Source organism: Polymorphospora rubra (assembly GCF_018324255.1).
Lineage (GTDB): Bacteria > Actinomycetota > Actinomycetes > Mycobacteriales > Micromonosporaceae > Polymorphospora > Polymorphospora rubra.
This window is the reverse complement of sequence record NZ_AP023359.1, coordinates 3,568,202-3,582,052: the sequence shown is the minus strand read 5'-3', so window position 1 is coordinate 3,582,052 and position 13,851 is coordinate 3,568,202. Positions and strand designations below refer to the sequence as shown.

Below are 13,851 nucleotides of genomic sequence, written 5' to 3'. Positions count from 1 at the left end.
CACTAGGGTGTGCCCAGAGTCACCGACCCGACAGGCCGGGTCGGCGTCGCAATCTGATTGGACCCGGAGGTCAGCGTGGCCCGCAAGTCGACTCCCCGACCCGACGCCGACGAGCCCGAGGTCGAGGCCGAGGCCGCCCTCGACGAGACAGCCGCCGACGTCGATCTCGACAAGGACGGTGACCTCGACACGGACGCCGACGACTCGGCGCCGGCCGACCGGTCGCTGTGGTCGGACGTCCGGATCGACCCGGTCGAGATCGCCCTGCCGTCGGGCGCCGGCTTCACCCTGCGCGCCTACCGGATGTCGTCCGAGGTGACGCCGACGGACATCGGCGAGCGCGAGGACGACGACCTGTTCGCCAGCCGGTCCCGGCCTGTCGTCGACGACGAGGACGACGAGACCGTGGTGATCCTCGACGAGGAGTTCGCCGCCCTGTCGGCGGAGGCCGACGAGGAGGAAGAGCCGGACGCGAAGTCCCGTCGCGCCACGAAAAAGAAGAAGTCGGACGACGACGAGACCACCGACGAGCCGGACGGCAAGGACAAGGACGTCGACGCCGAATCCGACGACGCCGACGAGGCCGAGGAAGCGGAGGAGGCCGAGGATGCGGAGCCGGACGACGAGGAGGTCCCGGCCTTCCTCAGCCACCGCGGCAAGCTGCTGCTCTTCAAGACGCCGGAGGCGCTGGTCAGCTTCGTCCGGTCCGGGGCGCCCAACGACCTGACCCAGTTGGACACCTGGCCGCAGCTGGTCGAGCGGCTCCAACCCGCCGCCGTCGCACCGCTCGACGAGGACTCGTACGAGCTCGACCTGGTGGTGGAGAACCTCCGCGGCGGCCACGACGTCTGGGACGCGACGCTGCTCATCGAAGCCGGTGAGGTGTCCCGTGACCTGGCCTACGCGCTGCGCCTGCCCGCGGTTCTCGACATGCTCTCGCCGGGATCCAGCCTCGACGATCTCGACGAGGCGCTACGGTCGACTGCGAAGGGTGGCCTCGGCGGCTTCATGGGACGCCGCCGCCTGAAGAAAATCGGGGCACAAACGGCAAGTCTTGGCTGGCGCACGATTATCGGGAAGATCTCTGCTGCTGTGGACTGGCGCGACTGACCCCTCAACGGGGAACATCAGTCCTTGGCACACGACATGTGTCCCGGGAGGAGGACGACGCCGTGGCGCTCGTGCGGGTGTACTGCGGTCTCGCATCGGTGGATTCGGCAGCTTCATCGGCCTCGGCCGGTGCGACGCTGACAGCCGCGGTGGTCGACGACGCCGGGCGGCTGCTCGACGTCTGCGAGATCGGTGACGATCCGGTTGGATACGCCAAACTCGGCGTCCTGCTCGCCGGCCGGTCGAGCGGGCCGGGCGGAGCGGCGGTCGCCGCCGACAGCGACGACCACCTGGTGACGTCCCTCCTCACGGCCGCGGGCCGGCCGTTGGCGATCGTCGACGACGACTCGGTGGACGACTACGCCGAGCGGTTCGCCGACGACGACTCGCTCACCGAGATCTCCTCGCCGGCCGCGATCCGTCGCGCCGTCGGCCTCGCCCGGGCGCTCCAGGCGGGCGCGATCTCCGCGGCCACCCTGCCCGCCCCCCGCGACCTCGCCGCGTTCAAGCCGGTGCTCGCCGCCCATCTCGCGCTCGCCGGCGGCCGCCACTCGGCCGCCGCGGCACTGCGCGAGGTGCTACGTGAGCTGTACCCCGCCGCGCTGCGCGCGTACCCGGACCCGGCCGAGCCGCTGTCGTTGGCGGTCCTCGACGCGCTGCCCGAGCCCGGCATGCTCGGCGGCGCCGGCGGTCGGGACCGGGAGACGACGGTGGCGGCCGAAGCCGTGGCCGCCCATCTGGCCGCGGACGGCGTCGCCGCCCCGGAGACGATCACCAATGCGGTGACCGCGCTCCGGCTGGCCATCGCCGAGACCCCGGCGCGCGGCTCCAACACGACCGCGATCACGTCGGCGACCGCGGAGGCGGTCCGCCAGGCGGTCGCGGCCGTACGGGCCTGCGACGCCGGCTGTGAGGCCCTCGTCGCCACGCTCTCGGCCCGGGTCACCGCGCCACCGTCGACGGCCGCCCGGCGCACCCGACGGGCGACCCCGGCGGAACCCTCGTCGGCGCCGGCCCCCGGGCCGACCCCGCCCCGCCCCGGCGCCACGGAACGCACCCCGCTCGGCGGGCGCCGGGCGCGCCTCGCACCGGAGGCCGGCGGCGTCCCGGTGACGCCTCAGCCACTCGCGCCGCCACCGGTGGCGCCCACCCCGGTCGCGCCGCCACCGGTCGCCCCGCGTCCGGCGGCGCCCGCCGCCGCGGTGACGCCCACCTCCGCTCCGCCGGTGTCGGCTCCACCGGTTTCCGGACCGCCCCACCCCCTCGCACCGGCGGCCCAGCACCGGCTCGACCCGCCGCACAACCGGCCCGTCTCGGCGCCGCCACCGCCGCCGCCGGGCATGACACCGATCGTTCCGGCGCAGCGCGCCGCGTCCTCCGACACCGCCGCCCCCGACCGCTCACGGCGGTCGCCGGCGGCGGCCGAGCCGGCCGGTCCTGCCCGACGGGCCGCGGCGGCGCGTACGGCGGAGGGTCTTCCCCGGCGCGGCGGCACGGCCGACACCGACGGGCCGTCCCGGCGTCCGGGCGCGGCCCCGTCCACCCCCGACCGGCCGGCTCGCCGTGGCCCGGTACCACCGGCCGAGGCGGGCGAGCCGTTCCGGGCCCCGATCACCGCAGCGGCGATCAGCAGTGCCCGCGCCGAACGGCGCCCGACCCCGATCGTGCCCCGCCCCAACACCAGGGGTGAGCAGCAGGCGAAGGCCGACTTCAGCGCGACCGACTTCGTGGTGCCGATGCCGGCATCCCGGCCGGCCGCCGAGGAGAGCCCGGAGCCCGGTTCCCGGGCGGCCTGGCCCCTGGTCGGTCCCGCCGAAGACGGCGACGAGGGAACCGCCCGGCGGGAGTCGGCGTACGGCTTCGACGGCCACGACCGCTCCGCTCCCGAGGAACCGACCGGGGAGACGCGGATCAGGCCGCCGTGGCAGGCCGACGACCTGCCACCGGAGCCGCCGTCGCTGCGGCTGGTGGAGCCGCGTCCGGGCACCGACCGGACCACCCGCCAGGACCAGCCTGCCGGCCCGGCGGCCGCCGGACGCCCTGCCCCCGGGCCGGACCGGCCCCGGCGCGACGACCCGCAACTCGACCAGGCGCCGCTGCGCCTGGTCGACGCGGAACGCGACAACCGCGACACCCGGCCCCGGCGTGCCGTACCCGAACGTTCCGCACCGCCCGTCGCGTCGTCGGACAGCGACGGCGACCTGCTCATCTTCGCCGCCGCGTCGGCGTGGTTCTCCGGGCAGGACGAGGAGACCGAACTCGAGTGGTCGTCCACGGCGGACAGTGGTTGGCGGGCCGCCGAGCAGGCCGCGCAGCCGTCGGTGGGCGCGGAAACCTCCGCCGGCCTGCCGAAGCGCGTGCCTCAGGCAAATCTCGTGCCCGGCTCCCCGCTGCGGGACGAACGGCCGCTGCGGATCGTCCGGGACGCCGCTCGGATCGCCGAGAACACGACCGGCTACTTCAGTGGCTGGCGGCGCGGGCAGGAGATCGGCGGATACGCCGTCGGCGGCCGTCCCGGCCGGGAGGCCGCTGGTGGCTGGGACTTCAGCCGGGACCACGGCGGCCGCGAGGAGAGCAGCCGGGAGTACGAATACCGGTCGGCCGGTCACCGGACCTGACGTCGAACGCATGCCCCGGCCGCCGGGGCATGCCGCGGCGCCCTCGGGTGCCGTCGTGTCTCGACCGGTCGGCCGAAACTGACCCGACCGGTCCGGTCGCCCCGGAACTACCGGCAGGGCCGGTCCGCCCAGGTGCCGCGGCATCTCATGGCGGCGGCCCGTGCACGGCGACCAAAATCAGGGCAACGGAACACGGCAGGTCCCCTCTGGAGAGGAGACCTGCCGTGTCTGTCGGTGTTCGGCGTGCCCGTCAGGCCGGGGCGACGGCGCGCGACCGGCGCATCGTCAGCACATACTCGACGAGCGAGATCAACACGTGCTTCGTCGACTCGCGGTTACGCGCGTCGCACGCCACCACCGGCACGTCGCTGGGGATCGCGAGCGCGTCGCGGACGTCCTGCGGGTCGTGGTACTGCATCCCGTCGAAGCAGTTGATGGCGATCAGGTACGGCAGCCGCCGGTGCTCGAAGAAGTCGATCGCGGCGAAGCAGTCGGCGAGCCGGCGGGTGTCCACGAGCACCACCGCGCCGATCGCACCCCGGACCAGTTCGTCCCACATGAACCAGAAACGCGTCTGGCCCGGCGTGCCGAACAGGTAGAGAATGAGGTCACGATCGATCGAGATACGGCCGAAGTCCATCGCGACGGTGGTGGTCGTCTTGCCCGGCACCTGCCGGGTGTCGTCCACTCCGACACCTGCCGAGGTCATGATGGCCTCGGTGGTCAGTGGCGTGATCTCGGAAACCGAGCCGACCAGTGTCGTCTTACCGACGCCGAAGCCACCGGCGATCACGATCTTCGCCGATGTCACGCGTCCGGCCATCGGACGTTGCGACATGTCAGAGCCTGCGAAGTCCACTCAGCACCCTCTCCAGCAGTTCAGTGCCCACCGCGTCGTTCGTGTCGTCGAGTGAGGTCGGCTCGTACACCGCCACGAGGCCGTCCGCGGCCATGTCGGCGATGAGGACCCGGGCTACTCCGAGCGGCAACTGCATCCGCGCCGCGATCTCGGCGAGTGATTGCAACCGGCCGTCACACAGTGCGGCGATGTATTGGTGCTCCCGGCCTTGGCCGCCCTTGGCACTGCCCGCGGATCGGCCTCGCACCGTCGTCTCGACGAGTGCCTCGAGCGCGATGTGCAACCGCGGCCGGGTCCGTCCACGGGTGACGGCGTAGGGCCTGACCAGCGCGCCGGTTGGCTCGTCGCGTTCGATCATCTCGCCGTTCACCCCCTTCTGCCCTGCCGACAGTACCCACCCGTCGCATCTCGCCGTTTTCAGTTGTTGCGACCGTGCCGGCTGTCGCCGGCACGGTCCCTGCTCAGCCGAGCATTCCCACCGCGGTGCGCGGCTGCGGCGTCAGCGCGTCGCCCACCCGGTCGACGAGCAGCGCCATCTCGTAGCCGACCTGGCCCACGTCGGAACTGCGCGCCGCGAGTACGGCGAACGACGAGCCGTCCGAGATGGACATCAGGAACAGGAACCCGTTGTCCATTTCGACCACTGTCTGAAGGACGGCACCGCCCTCGAAGCAGCGAGCCGCCCCCTGTGTGAGGCTCACCAGTCCCGAGGCGATCGCGGCGAGCTGGTCGGCCCGGTCACGTGGCAGGTCGCGTGACGACGCGAGGAGCAGTCCGTCCGCGGACACCGCGATCGCGTGGGCGACCCCGGGCACACGATCGGCGAAGTTGGCGAGCAGCCAACCAAGATCCTGCGTAGATGTCATCCCTCATGCTCCTTCTGGCCGCGGGCGACCGAAGCCGCCCGCACCCTGCGAAGATTGCTGCCCGTCCGAAGTGTGCTCCGGGCCGGGGTTTTCGTCCTTGGGCTGGGTACGACCGCGTTGCACGCCGCGGTGGTAGGCGGACAGCAGTCCGCGTACCGCCTCGGGGGTGCGACGCTGCACCGAACTGGTCGGCTTCTCCACCCCACCGGGCACCAGTTGAGCCATCGGTACCCGTTTGGGGAGGCCGGTCTGGGTGGTCGCCGAAACCGGCACGTCGGCGGCGGCCGAAGCCGCCCGCCAGCCGTCGTCGGCCGCGGTCTGCCACCCGGCTGTTGTCGCGGCCTCGCCTCCGCGTGTCGCGCCTCCGCCGTTACCGGCGGCTGTCGCGTCCGCGCTGGTCGCCGCCGGCCCCCTGCCACGGGATTCGCCCGTGGACCACGGCGTGTTCGCCATCGCTGCGTTACCTGTCGTCCCCGTCGATGTGCCCTGTCCCGGTCCCAGGAAACGCGCGGCGTCGGCCGTGACGAACTGGTCCGGGCTGTCATCCGCCCCGGTAGCCGTCGATGGCGACGCCTCCTCGGGGACCGATCGCCGGGTGCGGAACCACGCGGATTCCAACTCTCGGAAGATCGGCAACTCCATCGTCTCATCAGCGAACCGCAGGCGGCTCTCCGGGACCGGAGGTACGGTCAGGCCGGCGTCGGCCGCCCGGCGCGGAACGCGGGGCAGTTCGGTGGTCATGTCCAGCGCGGCCGCCAGATCCTCCGGCACCTGCGGCGTCACCGGTTCCCGATCACCGTCGGCGGACGGGTCGCGGTCACCGCTGGCAACCGGGGGCCACGCCGGCGGAACAGCACCGGGCGGCGCCGTCGCCGGGTTGGGTGGCGGCGCGACCGGGGGCGCCGAAACCGGAGGTGGCGTCACCGGCGGCGACGTGGCGGGTGGCCCCGAGGCGACCGGCGGGGCCGACACCGGCGGCAGCATTCCGGTGCGTGCCTCGGGCGTCGCCGGAAGCTGCCGGGGAATGCCGGAAAGGCCGCCGCCGCTACCAGCGATCTCACCGTCGACCGTCCAATGGTCGTTCGCCCGTCGCTGCGGCAGTGGCTCGCCCGACTCTCCGGCCGGGTCCTGCCGCGGGGTGAACACGTCGACGGGGCGACCCCGCCCGTTTCCGTTGCTGCCGTTGGCTGCCGACGCACCTGTGAGATCGGACCACGCCGGCATACCCCGGCCCCCGGTGCCGAGCCCACCACCGTTGAGTGGCACGGGATCGAACGGACGTCCGCCGAAGCCGGGGCCGACCGGTGCCGGATCGCCGGGGCGCGGACCGGATGCGGCGGGCCGCACCGGCTCGGGGCTGCCGCCTTCCAGCGCCAGCGGCGCGGCGAACGGCGACCCCTTCGTCGGGGGTGCCTGCAGGGCCATCCCGGGCTCGTTCAGCGGGCTCCGTCCACTGGAGATGGAGCGCGGCACGAGCACCGACGGGGGGAGCGTGACCTCGGCGACGGTGCCGCGCTCGGTGCCGGGGCGCAGCTCGACCCGTACGTCGTGCCGGGCGGCCAGCCTGGCGACCACGACCAGCCCCATCATCCGGGAAACCGCGACGTCCATCTGCGGCGGCGACGCGATCCGGTCGTTGAGTTCGCGGAGCAGCTCGGCCTTGATGCCGATGCCCTGGTCTTCGACGTAGAGCCCGACACTCTCGCCGATCCGCCGGGCCTCGACCATGACGTGCGAGTCGGGTGACGAGAACGCGGTCGCGTTGTCGAAGAGCTCGGCGACCAGGTGCACGAGGTCGTTGACGGCGGGTGCGGCGACCTCGATGTCGCGGTCGACCACCCCGAACTCGATCCGGGTGTAGTGCTCGACCTCGGCCTGGGCGGCACGCAGTACGTCGATGAGCGCGGCCGGCTCGCGCTGCACACGGGTCGAGTCGGCGGCGGCGAGCACCAGCAGGTTCTCGTCGTTGCGACGCATCCGGGTGACGAGGTGGTCGAGCTGGAAGAGTTCGGCCAGCCGGTCCGGGTCCTCCTCACCGCGTTCGAGCCGGTCGAGGTGACCGATCAGCCGGTCGACCAGGATCTGCGAGCGGCGGGCGAGGTTGACGAACATCGTGGACACCGACGCGCGCAGGGCGGCCTGCTGGGCGGCGGTGCGTACGGCTTCCAGGTGCACGGCGTTGAACGCCTCGGTCACCTGGCCGAACTCGTCGCGGCTGCGAACCGGCAGCGGCTCGGCGACCTGCTCGGCGATCTGCTCCGGCGAGTACTGCCCGGCGATCTTCGGGTCACGCAGCCGGGCGACCGCCTGGGGCAGCCCGTAGCGGGCCGTGTTGAGTGCCCCGTGCCGCAGTTCCTGCAGCGATCGGGCCATCGAGCGGGCCACCAGCCAGGCGAAGAAGATGGCCAGCAGGACGGTGCCGACCAGCAGCCCGGTCTCGATCAGCAACTGCCGCTGTACGCCGTCCCGCAGGTCGGTGGCCAGGTCGACCACGTCGCCGTCGAGCTTTGTCTCGACCGTGCGGATCAGCTTGGCGTTGCCGGACATCGCGGCGTCCCACCCGTCGGCGTCGAACGGCGCGTCGTCGAGGTTGTCGGTGGTCTTGCCGCGGACGTATCCGCTGTAGGAGTCGGCTTCGCGCTGCTCGGAACCGGCGACGGTCTGCTCGTAGAACTCCGACTCGGACCGGTTGGCGGCCGCCTGGAAGCTCTGGAGCGCCTGTTGCTGGCCGGTGTGGGTGGCGATGTAGTCGGTGCGCAGCACCGGGGTGAGCGACCCCTGGATGAGCGCCCGGTGCACCACGATCCGGCGCAGGGAGAGGTATTCCTTCGACCGGGAGATCGCGGCGGCGGCCCGCATCCGTTCGCTCAGTTCGGTGTCGCCGGCGAGCTGCGCGGCCGAGTCCCGGATGTCGAGCAGGTCGGTGATCAGCCCCTCGTAGGACTGCGCGGCGTCGTTGATCCGCAGCGTGCCGTTGACCACCTGGCTGCGGATGCCGGGCAGGTCGGCCAGGCTCTGGTCGATGCGGCCGAGCAGGTCGGAGAAGTTGGCCGGCAGGCCGTCGAGGGCGTTGCGCTGCGTGGTGTACGGCCCGGTGGCCTCGTCGACGCTCTTCCGCTGACCGTCGTAGGTCTGGAGGTAACGTCCTTTGAGGTCGGCGTTGTCGCCGGCACCGAGCAGCATGACGGCGGCGGCCCGCTCGTCCTGCATGCTCTGGACGAGTTCGCCGGAGACCTGGGAGAGGCTGGCCAGGCTGCGGGCGCGGTCGGCGGTCTGGTGGGTCTCGAGGTGGGTGATGAGACCGTTGGCACCGACGACCACGGTGGCCAGGATGGGCACGATCATGATCAGCCCGAGCTTGGACCAGATCGGCAGGTCGCGCAGCCGGCCGAACGGTCGACGGAGCCGCGACACGATGGAGTTCGCCGGTTCCGGCTGGCTGCTCACGTCACCGCCCCCCTAGTTCGGCGCCGGTCGGCGGCGCCGGGCGCCGCCTATCGTCCGCCCCGGTCGGGTCGGACCTCCGAGATTCCATCACGCCACAAGTCAAGAAGAAAGCCCACGTTGTTCGTCCCGCCGGGTGTGATGGGATGTTCATGAGGTTTGATAGCTCATCGCACGCCCGGAGTTACTTACAGTGACCGAGTCCTCTGTCGGAGTTGTTCTTCTCGCTGGTCCGTCCGGCTCCGGGAAGTCCTACATCGCCCGCCGCACCGGGCTTCCCGTGCTGTGCCTCGACGAGTTCTACAAGGAAGGTGACGATCCCACCCTTCCGCGCACGAACGGGGCGATCGACTGGGAGTCGCCGGACGCCTGGGATGCTTCGGCAGCGGTCCAGACCATCGCCCAACTGGTCCGAGACGGCAAGGCCGAAGTGCCGGTTTACGCGATCGGCGCGGACCGACGGGTGGCCACCCGGATTCTCGATCTCGCCGGATCGCCACTATTCATAGCCGAAGGTATCTTCGCCGCCGAAATCGTCTCGGAGTGCCAACGAGCGGGACTTCTCGCCGGGGCGTACGCGCTGCGCCGCCCGCGCGGGGCGACCTTTCTCCGCCGGCTGATACGCGATCTCGCGGAGCGACGCAAGCCACCGGGCCTGCTCCTGCGGCGCGGGCTCGCCCTGCTGCGGGCGGAGCCGCGGGTGCTGCGCCGGCAGACCAGCCTCGGCTGCCGCCCGGCCCGCGGCGGCGAGTTCGTCCGGCAGATCGTCGCCCGGATCCCGAAAACCGACCCGCGGCCCTGACCGTCACCGCCCAGGTCACACCACCGGGCCGGGCCGGCGCGCCGGCCCGTACCCGCCGACCGTCAGCCCAGCAGCTTCGCGTACGCCGGCTTGATGGTCTCGTTGATGATCGCCAGCCGTTCGTCGAACGGGATGAACGCGCTCTTCATCGCGTTGATCGTGAACCACTGCAACTCGGCCCAGCCGTAACCGAACGCCTCCACGAGCAGCGCCATCTCGCGGGACATCGACGTGCCGCTCATCAGGCGGTTGTCGGTGTTGACCGTGACCCGGAACCGCAGGTCGCGCAGCAGCCCGATCGGGTGCTCGGCGATCGACGCCGCCGCCCCGGTCTGCACGTTGGACGACGGGCACAGTTCCAGCGGAATCCGCTTGTCGCGGACGTACGCCGCCAGCCGGCCGAGCACCGGCTGCTCGCCGACGGTGATGTCGTCGACGATCCGTACGCCGTGCCCGAGCCGGTCGGCCCCGCACCACTGGATCGCCTGCCAGATCGACGGCAGCCCGAACGCCTCGCCGGCGTGGATGGTGAAGTGCGAGTTCTCCCGCTGGAGGTATTCGAACGCGTCCAGGTGCCGGGTGGGCGGGAAGCCCGCCTCGGCGCCTGCGATGTCGAAGCCGACCACACCGTGGTCGCGGTAGCGCACCGACAGTTCGGCGATCTCCTGGGACCGGGCCGCGTGCCGCATCGCGGTCAGCAGCGTGCCGATCCGGATCGGCCGACCGGCCCCGGCGGCCTGCGCCGCACCCGACTCGAACCCGGCCAGCACCGACTCGACCACCTGCTCCAGCCGCAGACCCTGCTCCAGGTGCTGCTCGGGGGCGTACCGCACCTCGGCGTAGACCACCCCGTCGGCCGCGAGGTCGAGCGCGCACTCGGCGGCCACCCGGAAGAGCGCGTCCTCGGTCTGCATCACCGCGACCGTGTGCGCGAACGTCTCCAGGTAGCGCTCGAGCGAACCCGAGTCCGCCGACTCGACGAACCACCGGCCCAGTTCGGCCGGATCCGTGGCCGGCAGCCGGTGCCCGACCGCCTCGGCCAGTTCGACCACCGTCGCCGGCCGCAGGCCCCCGTCGAGGTGGTCGTGCAGCAGCGCCTTCGGGGCCTTGACGATCTCTTCGTAAGCGATTGCGACCATGTGGAGACACTAGTGGGCGGAGGAACGTGGTCGACATCGTAACGACGTACCTGCGTTGTCCGGTCTGCCGGCAACCGCTGGCCGCCGTCCCGGCCGGCGCCGCGCGGGCGCTGCGCTGCCCCCGGGGCCACAGCTTCGACCTGGCCAGACAGGGATACGTCAATCTCACCGCCGGGCGGGTGACGCACACCGGCGACACGGCGGAGATGGTCGCCGCCCGCGACGCGTTCCTGTCGGCGGGGCACTACGACTTCGTCTCCCGGGCGCTGGCCGACGCGTCCGCCGGTGCCGTCGCCGCCGCGGCCACCGGCGGCAGCCCGCTCGTGGTCGACGCGGGCGCGGGCACCGGTCGGCACCTCGCCGCGGTCCTCGACGCCGTGCCGGACGCGGTCGGGCTCGCCCTCGACGTTTCCAAACCGGCGGTACGCCGGGCGGCGCGGGCGCATCCCCGGGCGGTGGCGGCCCTGGCCGACTCCTGGGGCACCCTGCCGATCGCCGACGGCGCGGCGGCGGTGCTGCTCAACGTCTTCGCGCCGCGCAACGGCGCCGAGTTCCGGCGGGTGCTGCGCCCGGACGGGACGCTGCTCGTGGTCACCCCGGCCGACGACCACCTCGCCGAGCTCGTCGACCGGCTCGACCTGCTGCGGGTCGACCCGGCCAAGGCCGACCGCGTCGCCGGCAGCCTCGCCGACCACTTCGAACCGGCCGAAAGGTCCACGCACCGTCGGACGCTGCCGCTCGACCGGGCGCAGGTGCGGACGCTGGTCGGCATGGGCCCGAGCGCCTGGCACACCGACGGGCACGGGCTTGACGCGCGGATCGCCGGCCTGGCCGAACCGGTGGAGGTGACCGCGTCGGTCGTACTCGGCCGGTACCGGCCGGGCTGACCACCGGCGCTCAGGTCGACAGGTCGACCTCTTCCCAGCCCGGCGGCGGGTCGTGGTACGGGCCGTGGAAGACCACCGCCCACTCCAGCGCCCACCGGCGCTGGCCGATCGCGTTGGCGTCGATCTCGCCCGGCAGCGGGACCCCGGTGCGCTCCGCCTCCAGGTAGGCCCAGTCGAGGCAGTAGTAGAGGTCGAGCAGAACGGCCGCCTCCACCGCGTCCCGGGGCGCGGCGAGCGTACGCGAACGCCACGCGGTGAACGTCTCGCCGGTCGACAGGTCGGGCAGTGCGTCCATCAGCCGCTCGTCGGGCGGGGTCAGCGGGTCGAGGTGCTTGGTCAGCCCCAGCAGCCAGGTGAGGGCGAAGACCGCGTCGTAGTGCAGCACGAAGGAGCGGTGGTCGCCGTGGCCGCCCATGACGTACTGCCACTCCGGGGGCGTCACCAGTTCGACGAGGCGCGACCCGAGCAGCCAGCTCATCGCGTCCTCGGGCGCCATGCCGAAGCAGCGGGCCAGCACCACCTGCAACACCGCGGTCCGGGCCTCGATCTCACCGGTGGAGCGCAGCCCGACCTCGTCGCCGGGTTCCCAGACCAGCGGGAACTGCGGCGGGGGGACGGGCAGCCCGAGCCGGCGTACCTCTTCGATGCTGGCCAGCCGGACGGGACGGGGATCGGGCGCGGGTACGGTCATTGCATCGTCCCCTGTCGACGGTGGCGTGGGCGGCCGGCTCCCTGGCGAGGCAGGTCAGCGGCTACCGGCCTCCTGGCGAGGGCAGAATAGCGGCTGCCGGACCGGCGGTTCACGCAGACCCGCGAACCCGTCCGGCTCAGCCGATCCGTTCGATCACCAACGGCGTCGGGGTGGTCGCGACCGCCGCCGCCACCGTGACCGCCTCGGCGGCGGTGGCCAGTGCCGTCGTGAGCCGGGACGGGTCGTCGGTCCGCAGTTCGTAGAGCGGATCGCCGGCGCGTACCCGGTCGCCCGGTTTGCGGTGCAACACGATGCCGGCGGCGGCGCTGACCGGGTCCTCCTTGCGGGCCCGGCCGGCACCGAGCCGCCAGGCGGCCACCCCGATCGCGTACGCGTCGACCGAGGCGACGTAGCCGTCGGCGGCGGCGCGTACGGTCTCGGTCTCCCGGGCGACCGGCAGCGGGGCGTCGGGGTCACCGCCCTGGGCCCGGATCATCGCCCGCCACGAGTCCATCGCCCGCCCGTCGGCGAGCGCGGCCGCCGGGTCGGCGTCCGGCAGCCCGGCGGCGGCCAGCATCTCGCGGGCCAGGGCCAGGGTCAGTTCGACGACATCGGCGGGGCCACCGCCGGCGAGCACCTCGACCGACTCGGTGACCTCGACGGCGTTGCCGACGGCCAGCCCGAGCGGGGTCGACATGTCGGTGAGCAGCGCGACCGTCCGTACGCCGTGTGCCGTACCCAGCTCGACCATGGTCCGGGCCAGCTCGCGGGCGTCGTCGACGGACTTCATGAAGGCACCGGAGCCGACCTTGACGTCGAGGACGAGCGCGCCGGTGCCCTCGGCGATCTTCTTGCTCATGATCGAGCTGGCGATCAGCGGGATCGCCTCGACGGTGCCGGTCACGTCGCGCAGCGCGTAGAGCTTGCGGTCGGCCGGGGCGAGCCCCGCACCGGCGGCGCAGATGACCGCGCCGACGTCGCGCAGCTGGCTGATGAACTCGTCGTTGCGCAGTGCCGCCCGCCAGCCCGGGATCGACTCCAGCTTGTCCAGGGTGCCGCCGGTGTGTCCGAGGCCGCGGCCGGAGAGCTGCGGTACGGCCGCGCCGCACGCCGCCACCAGCGGGGTCAGCGGCAGGGTGATCTTGTCACCGACACCGCCGGTCGAGTGCTTGTCGGCGGTCGGCCGGTCCACCGCCGACAGGTCGAGCCGCTCCCCGCTGGCGATCATCGCGGCGGTCCACCGGGCGATCTCCGGCGGGGTCATGCCCCGCAGCAGGATCGCCATGGCCAACGCCGACATCTGCTCGTCGGCCACCGACCCCCGGGTGTACGCGTCGACCACCCAGTCGATCTGCGGGTCCGAGAGCACCCCGCCGTCCCGCTTGGTACGGATCACGTCGACGGCGGTGAACGCGCTCATCGCTCGGGCCTTTCT

11 protein-coding genes are annotated in these 13,851 nt (G+C 72.7%); 4 read left to right on the top strand and 7 right to left on the bottom strand.

Going from position 1 to position 13,851, the window contains the following annotated elements:
• The first annotated feature begins 225 nt into the window (after positions 1–225).
• Both Prubr_RS16465 and Prubr_RS16460 read left to right on the top strand, forming a co-directional pair.
• Positions 226–1,110: a DNA primase gene (locus Prubr_RS16465; protein WP_425518054.1), complete on the top strand. Its 885-nt coding sequence runs from the start codon at positions 226–228 to the stop codon at positions 1,108–1,110.
• A 38-nt stretch (positions 1,111–1,148) separates the two neighbouring features.
• Positions 1,149–3,728, top strand: coding sequence for a transposase (locus Prubr_RS16460; protein WP_212826396.1), 2,580 nt, complete (start codon positions 1,149–1,151; stop codon positions 3,726–3,728).
• 250 nt (positions 3,729–3,978) lie between these two features.
• Here the strand turns inward: Prubr_RS16460 and Prubr_RS16455 are convergent, their stop codons facing one another.
• The 4 genes from Prubr_RS16455 to Prubr_RS16440 form a co-directional block, all read right to left on the bottom strand.
• Positions 3,979–4,566 (bottom strand): GTP-binding protein, encoded by a 588-nt coding sequence (locus Prubr_RS16455; protein WP_212826394.1) that lies wholly within the window; start codon positions 4,564–4,566, stop codon positions 3,979–3,981.
• Position 4,567: 1 nt separating this feature from the next.
• Positions 4,568–4,945 carry a DUF742 domain-containing protein gene (locus Prubr_RS16450; protein WP_212828119.1) on the bottom strand — a complete coding sequence of 126 codons (378 nt, stop codon included), beginning with the start codon at positions 4,943–4,945 and terminating at the stop codon, positions 4,568–4,570.
• Positions 4,946–5,048: 103 nt separating this feature from the next.
• Positions 5,049–5,453, bottom strand: coding sequence for a roadblock/LC7 domain-containing protein (locus tag Prubr_RS16445; RefSeq protein WP_212826392.1), 405 nt, complete (start codon positions 5,451–5,453; stop codon positions 5,049–5,051).
• 3 nt (positions 5,454–5,456) lie between these two features.
• The gene (locus Prubr_RS16440; protein WP_212826390.1) at positions 5,457–8,900 is read right to left on the bottom strand and encodes a sensor histidine kinase; all 3,444 of its coding nucleotides are present in this window, start codon (positions 8,898–8,900) and stop codon (positions 5,457–5,459) included.
• A gap of 190 nt (positions 8,901–9,090) precedes the next feature.
• On the opposite strand from Prubr_RS16440, the gene Prubr_RS16435 reads away from it, so the two are divergent.
• Positions 9,091–9,699, top strand: a complete 609-nt coding sequence (locus Prubr_RS16435; RefSeq protein WP_212826387.1) for a uridine kinase family protein — start codon at positions 9,091–9,093, stop codon at positions 9,697–9,699.
• A 62-nt stretch (positions 9,700–9,761) separates the two neighbouring features.
• Here Prubr_RS16435 and Prubr_RS16430 read toward each other — a convergent pair whose 3' ends face one another.
• On the bottom strand, positions 9,762–10,838 hold the full coding sequence (locus tag Prubr_RS16430; RefSeq protein ID WP_212826385.1) for an adenosine deaminase: 1,077 nt from the start codon (positions 10,836–10,838) through the stop codon (positions 9,762–9,764).
• Between the two features lie 26 nt (positions 10,839–10,864).
• Between Prubr_RS16430 and Prubr_RS16425 the strand changes: the two genes are divergently transcribed.
• A complete protein-coding gene (locus tag Prubr_RS16425) occupies positions 10,865–11,725 on the top strand; it encodes a putative RNA methyltransferase (protein WP_212826383.1) in 861 nt (286 codons plus the stop codon).
• Positions 11,726–11,735: 10 nt separating this feature from the next.
• Here the strand turns inward: Prubr_RS16425 and Prubr_RS16420 are convergent, their stop codons facing one another.
• Positions 11,736–12,416, bottom strand: coding sequence for a DUF4272 domain-containing protein (locus tag Prubr_RS16420; RefSeq protein ID WP_212826381.1), 681 nt, complete (start codon positions 12,414–12,416; stop codon positions 11,736–11,738).
• A gap of 136 nt (positions 12,417–12,552) precedes the next feature.
• On the bottom strand, positions 12,553–13,836 hold the full coding sequence (locus tag Prubr_RS16415; RefSeq protein ID WP_212826380.1) for a thymidine phosphorylase: 1,284 nt from the start codon (positions 13,834–13,836) through the stop codon (positions 12,553–12,555).
• Positions 13,837–13,851 lie beyond the last annotated feature (15 nt).

Excerpts from the sequence above, each read along its gene's own strand:
- Prubr_RS16415 (WP_212826380.1), bottom strand. The coding sequence starts at position 13,836 with ATGAGCGCGTTCACCGCCGTCGACGTGATCCGTACCAAGCGGGACGGC.
- Prubr_RS16450 (WP_212828119.1), bottom strand. The coding sequence starts at position 4,945 with ATGATCGAACGCGACGAGCCAACCGGCGCGCTGGTCAGGCCCTACGCC.
- Prubr_RS16455 (WP_212826394.1), bottom strand. The coding sequence starts at position 4,566 with ATGTCGCAACGTCCGATGGCCGGACGCGTGACATCGGCGAAGATCGTG.
- Prubr_RS16420 (WP_212826381.1), bottom strand. The coding sequence starts at position 12,416 with ATGACCGTACCCGCGCCCGATCCCCGTCCCGTCCGGCTGGCCAGCATC.
- Prubr_RS16430 (WP_212826385.1), bottom strand. The coding sequence starts at position 10,838 with ATGGTCGCAATCGCTTACGAAGAGATCGTCAAGGCCCCGAAGGCGCTG.
- Prubr_RS16445 (WP_212826392.1), bottom strand. The coding sequence starts at position 5,453 with ATGACATCTACGCAGGATCTTGGTTGGCTGCTCGCCAACTTCGCCGAT.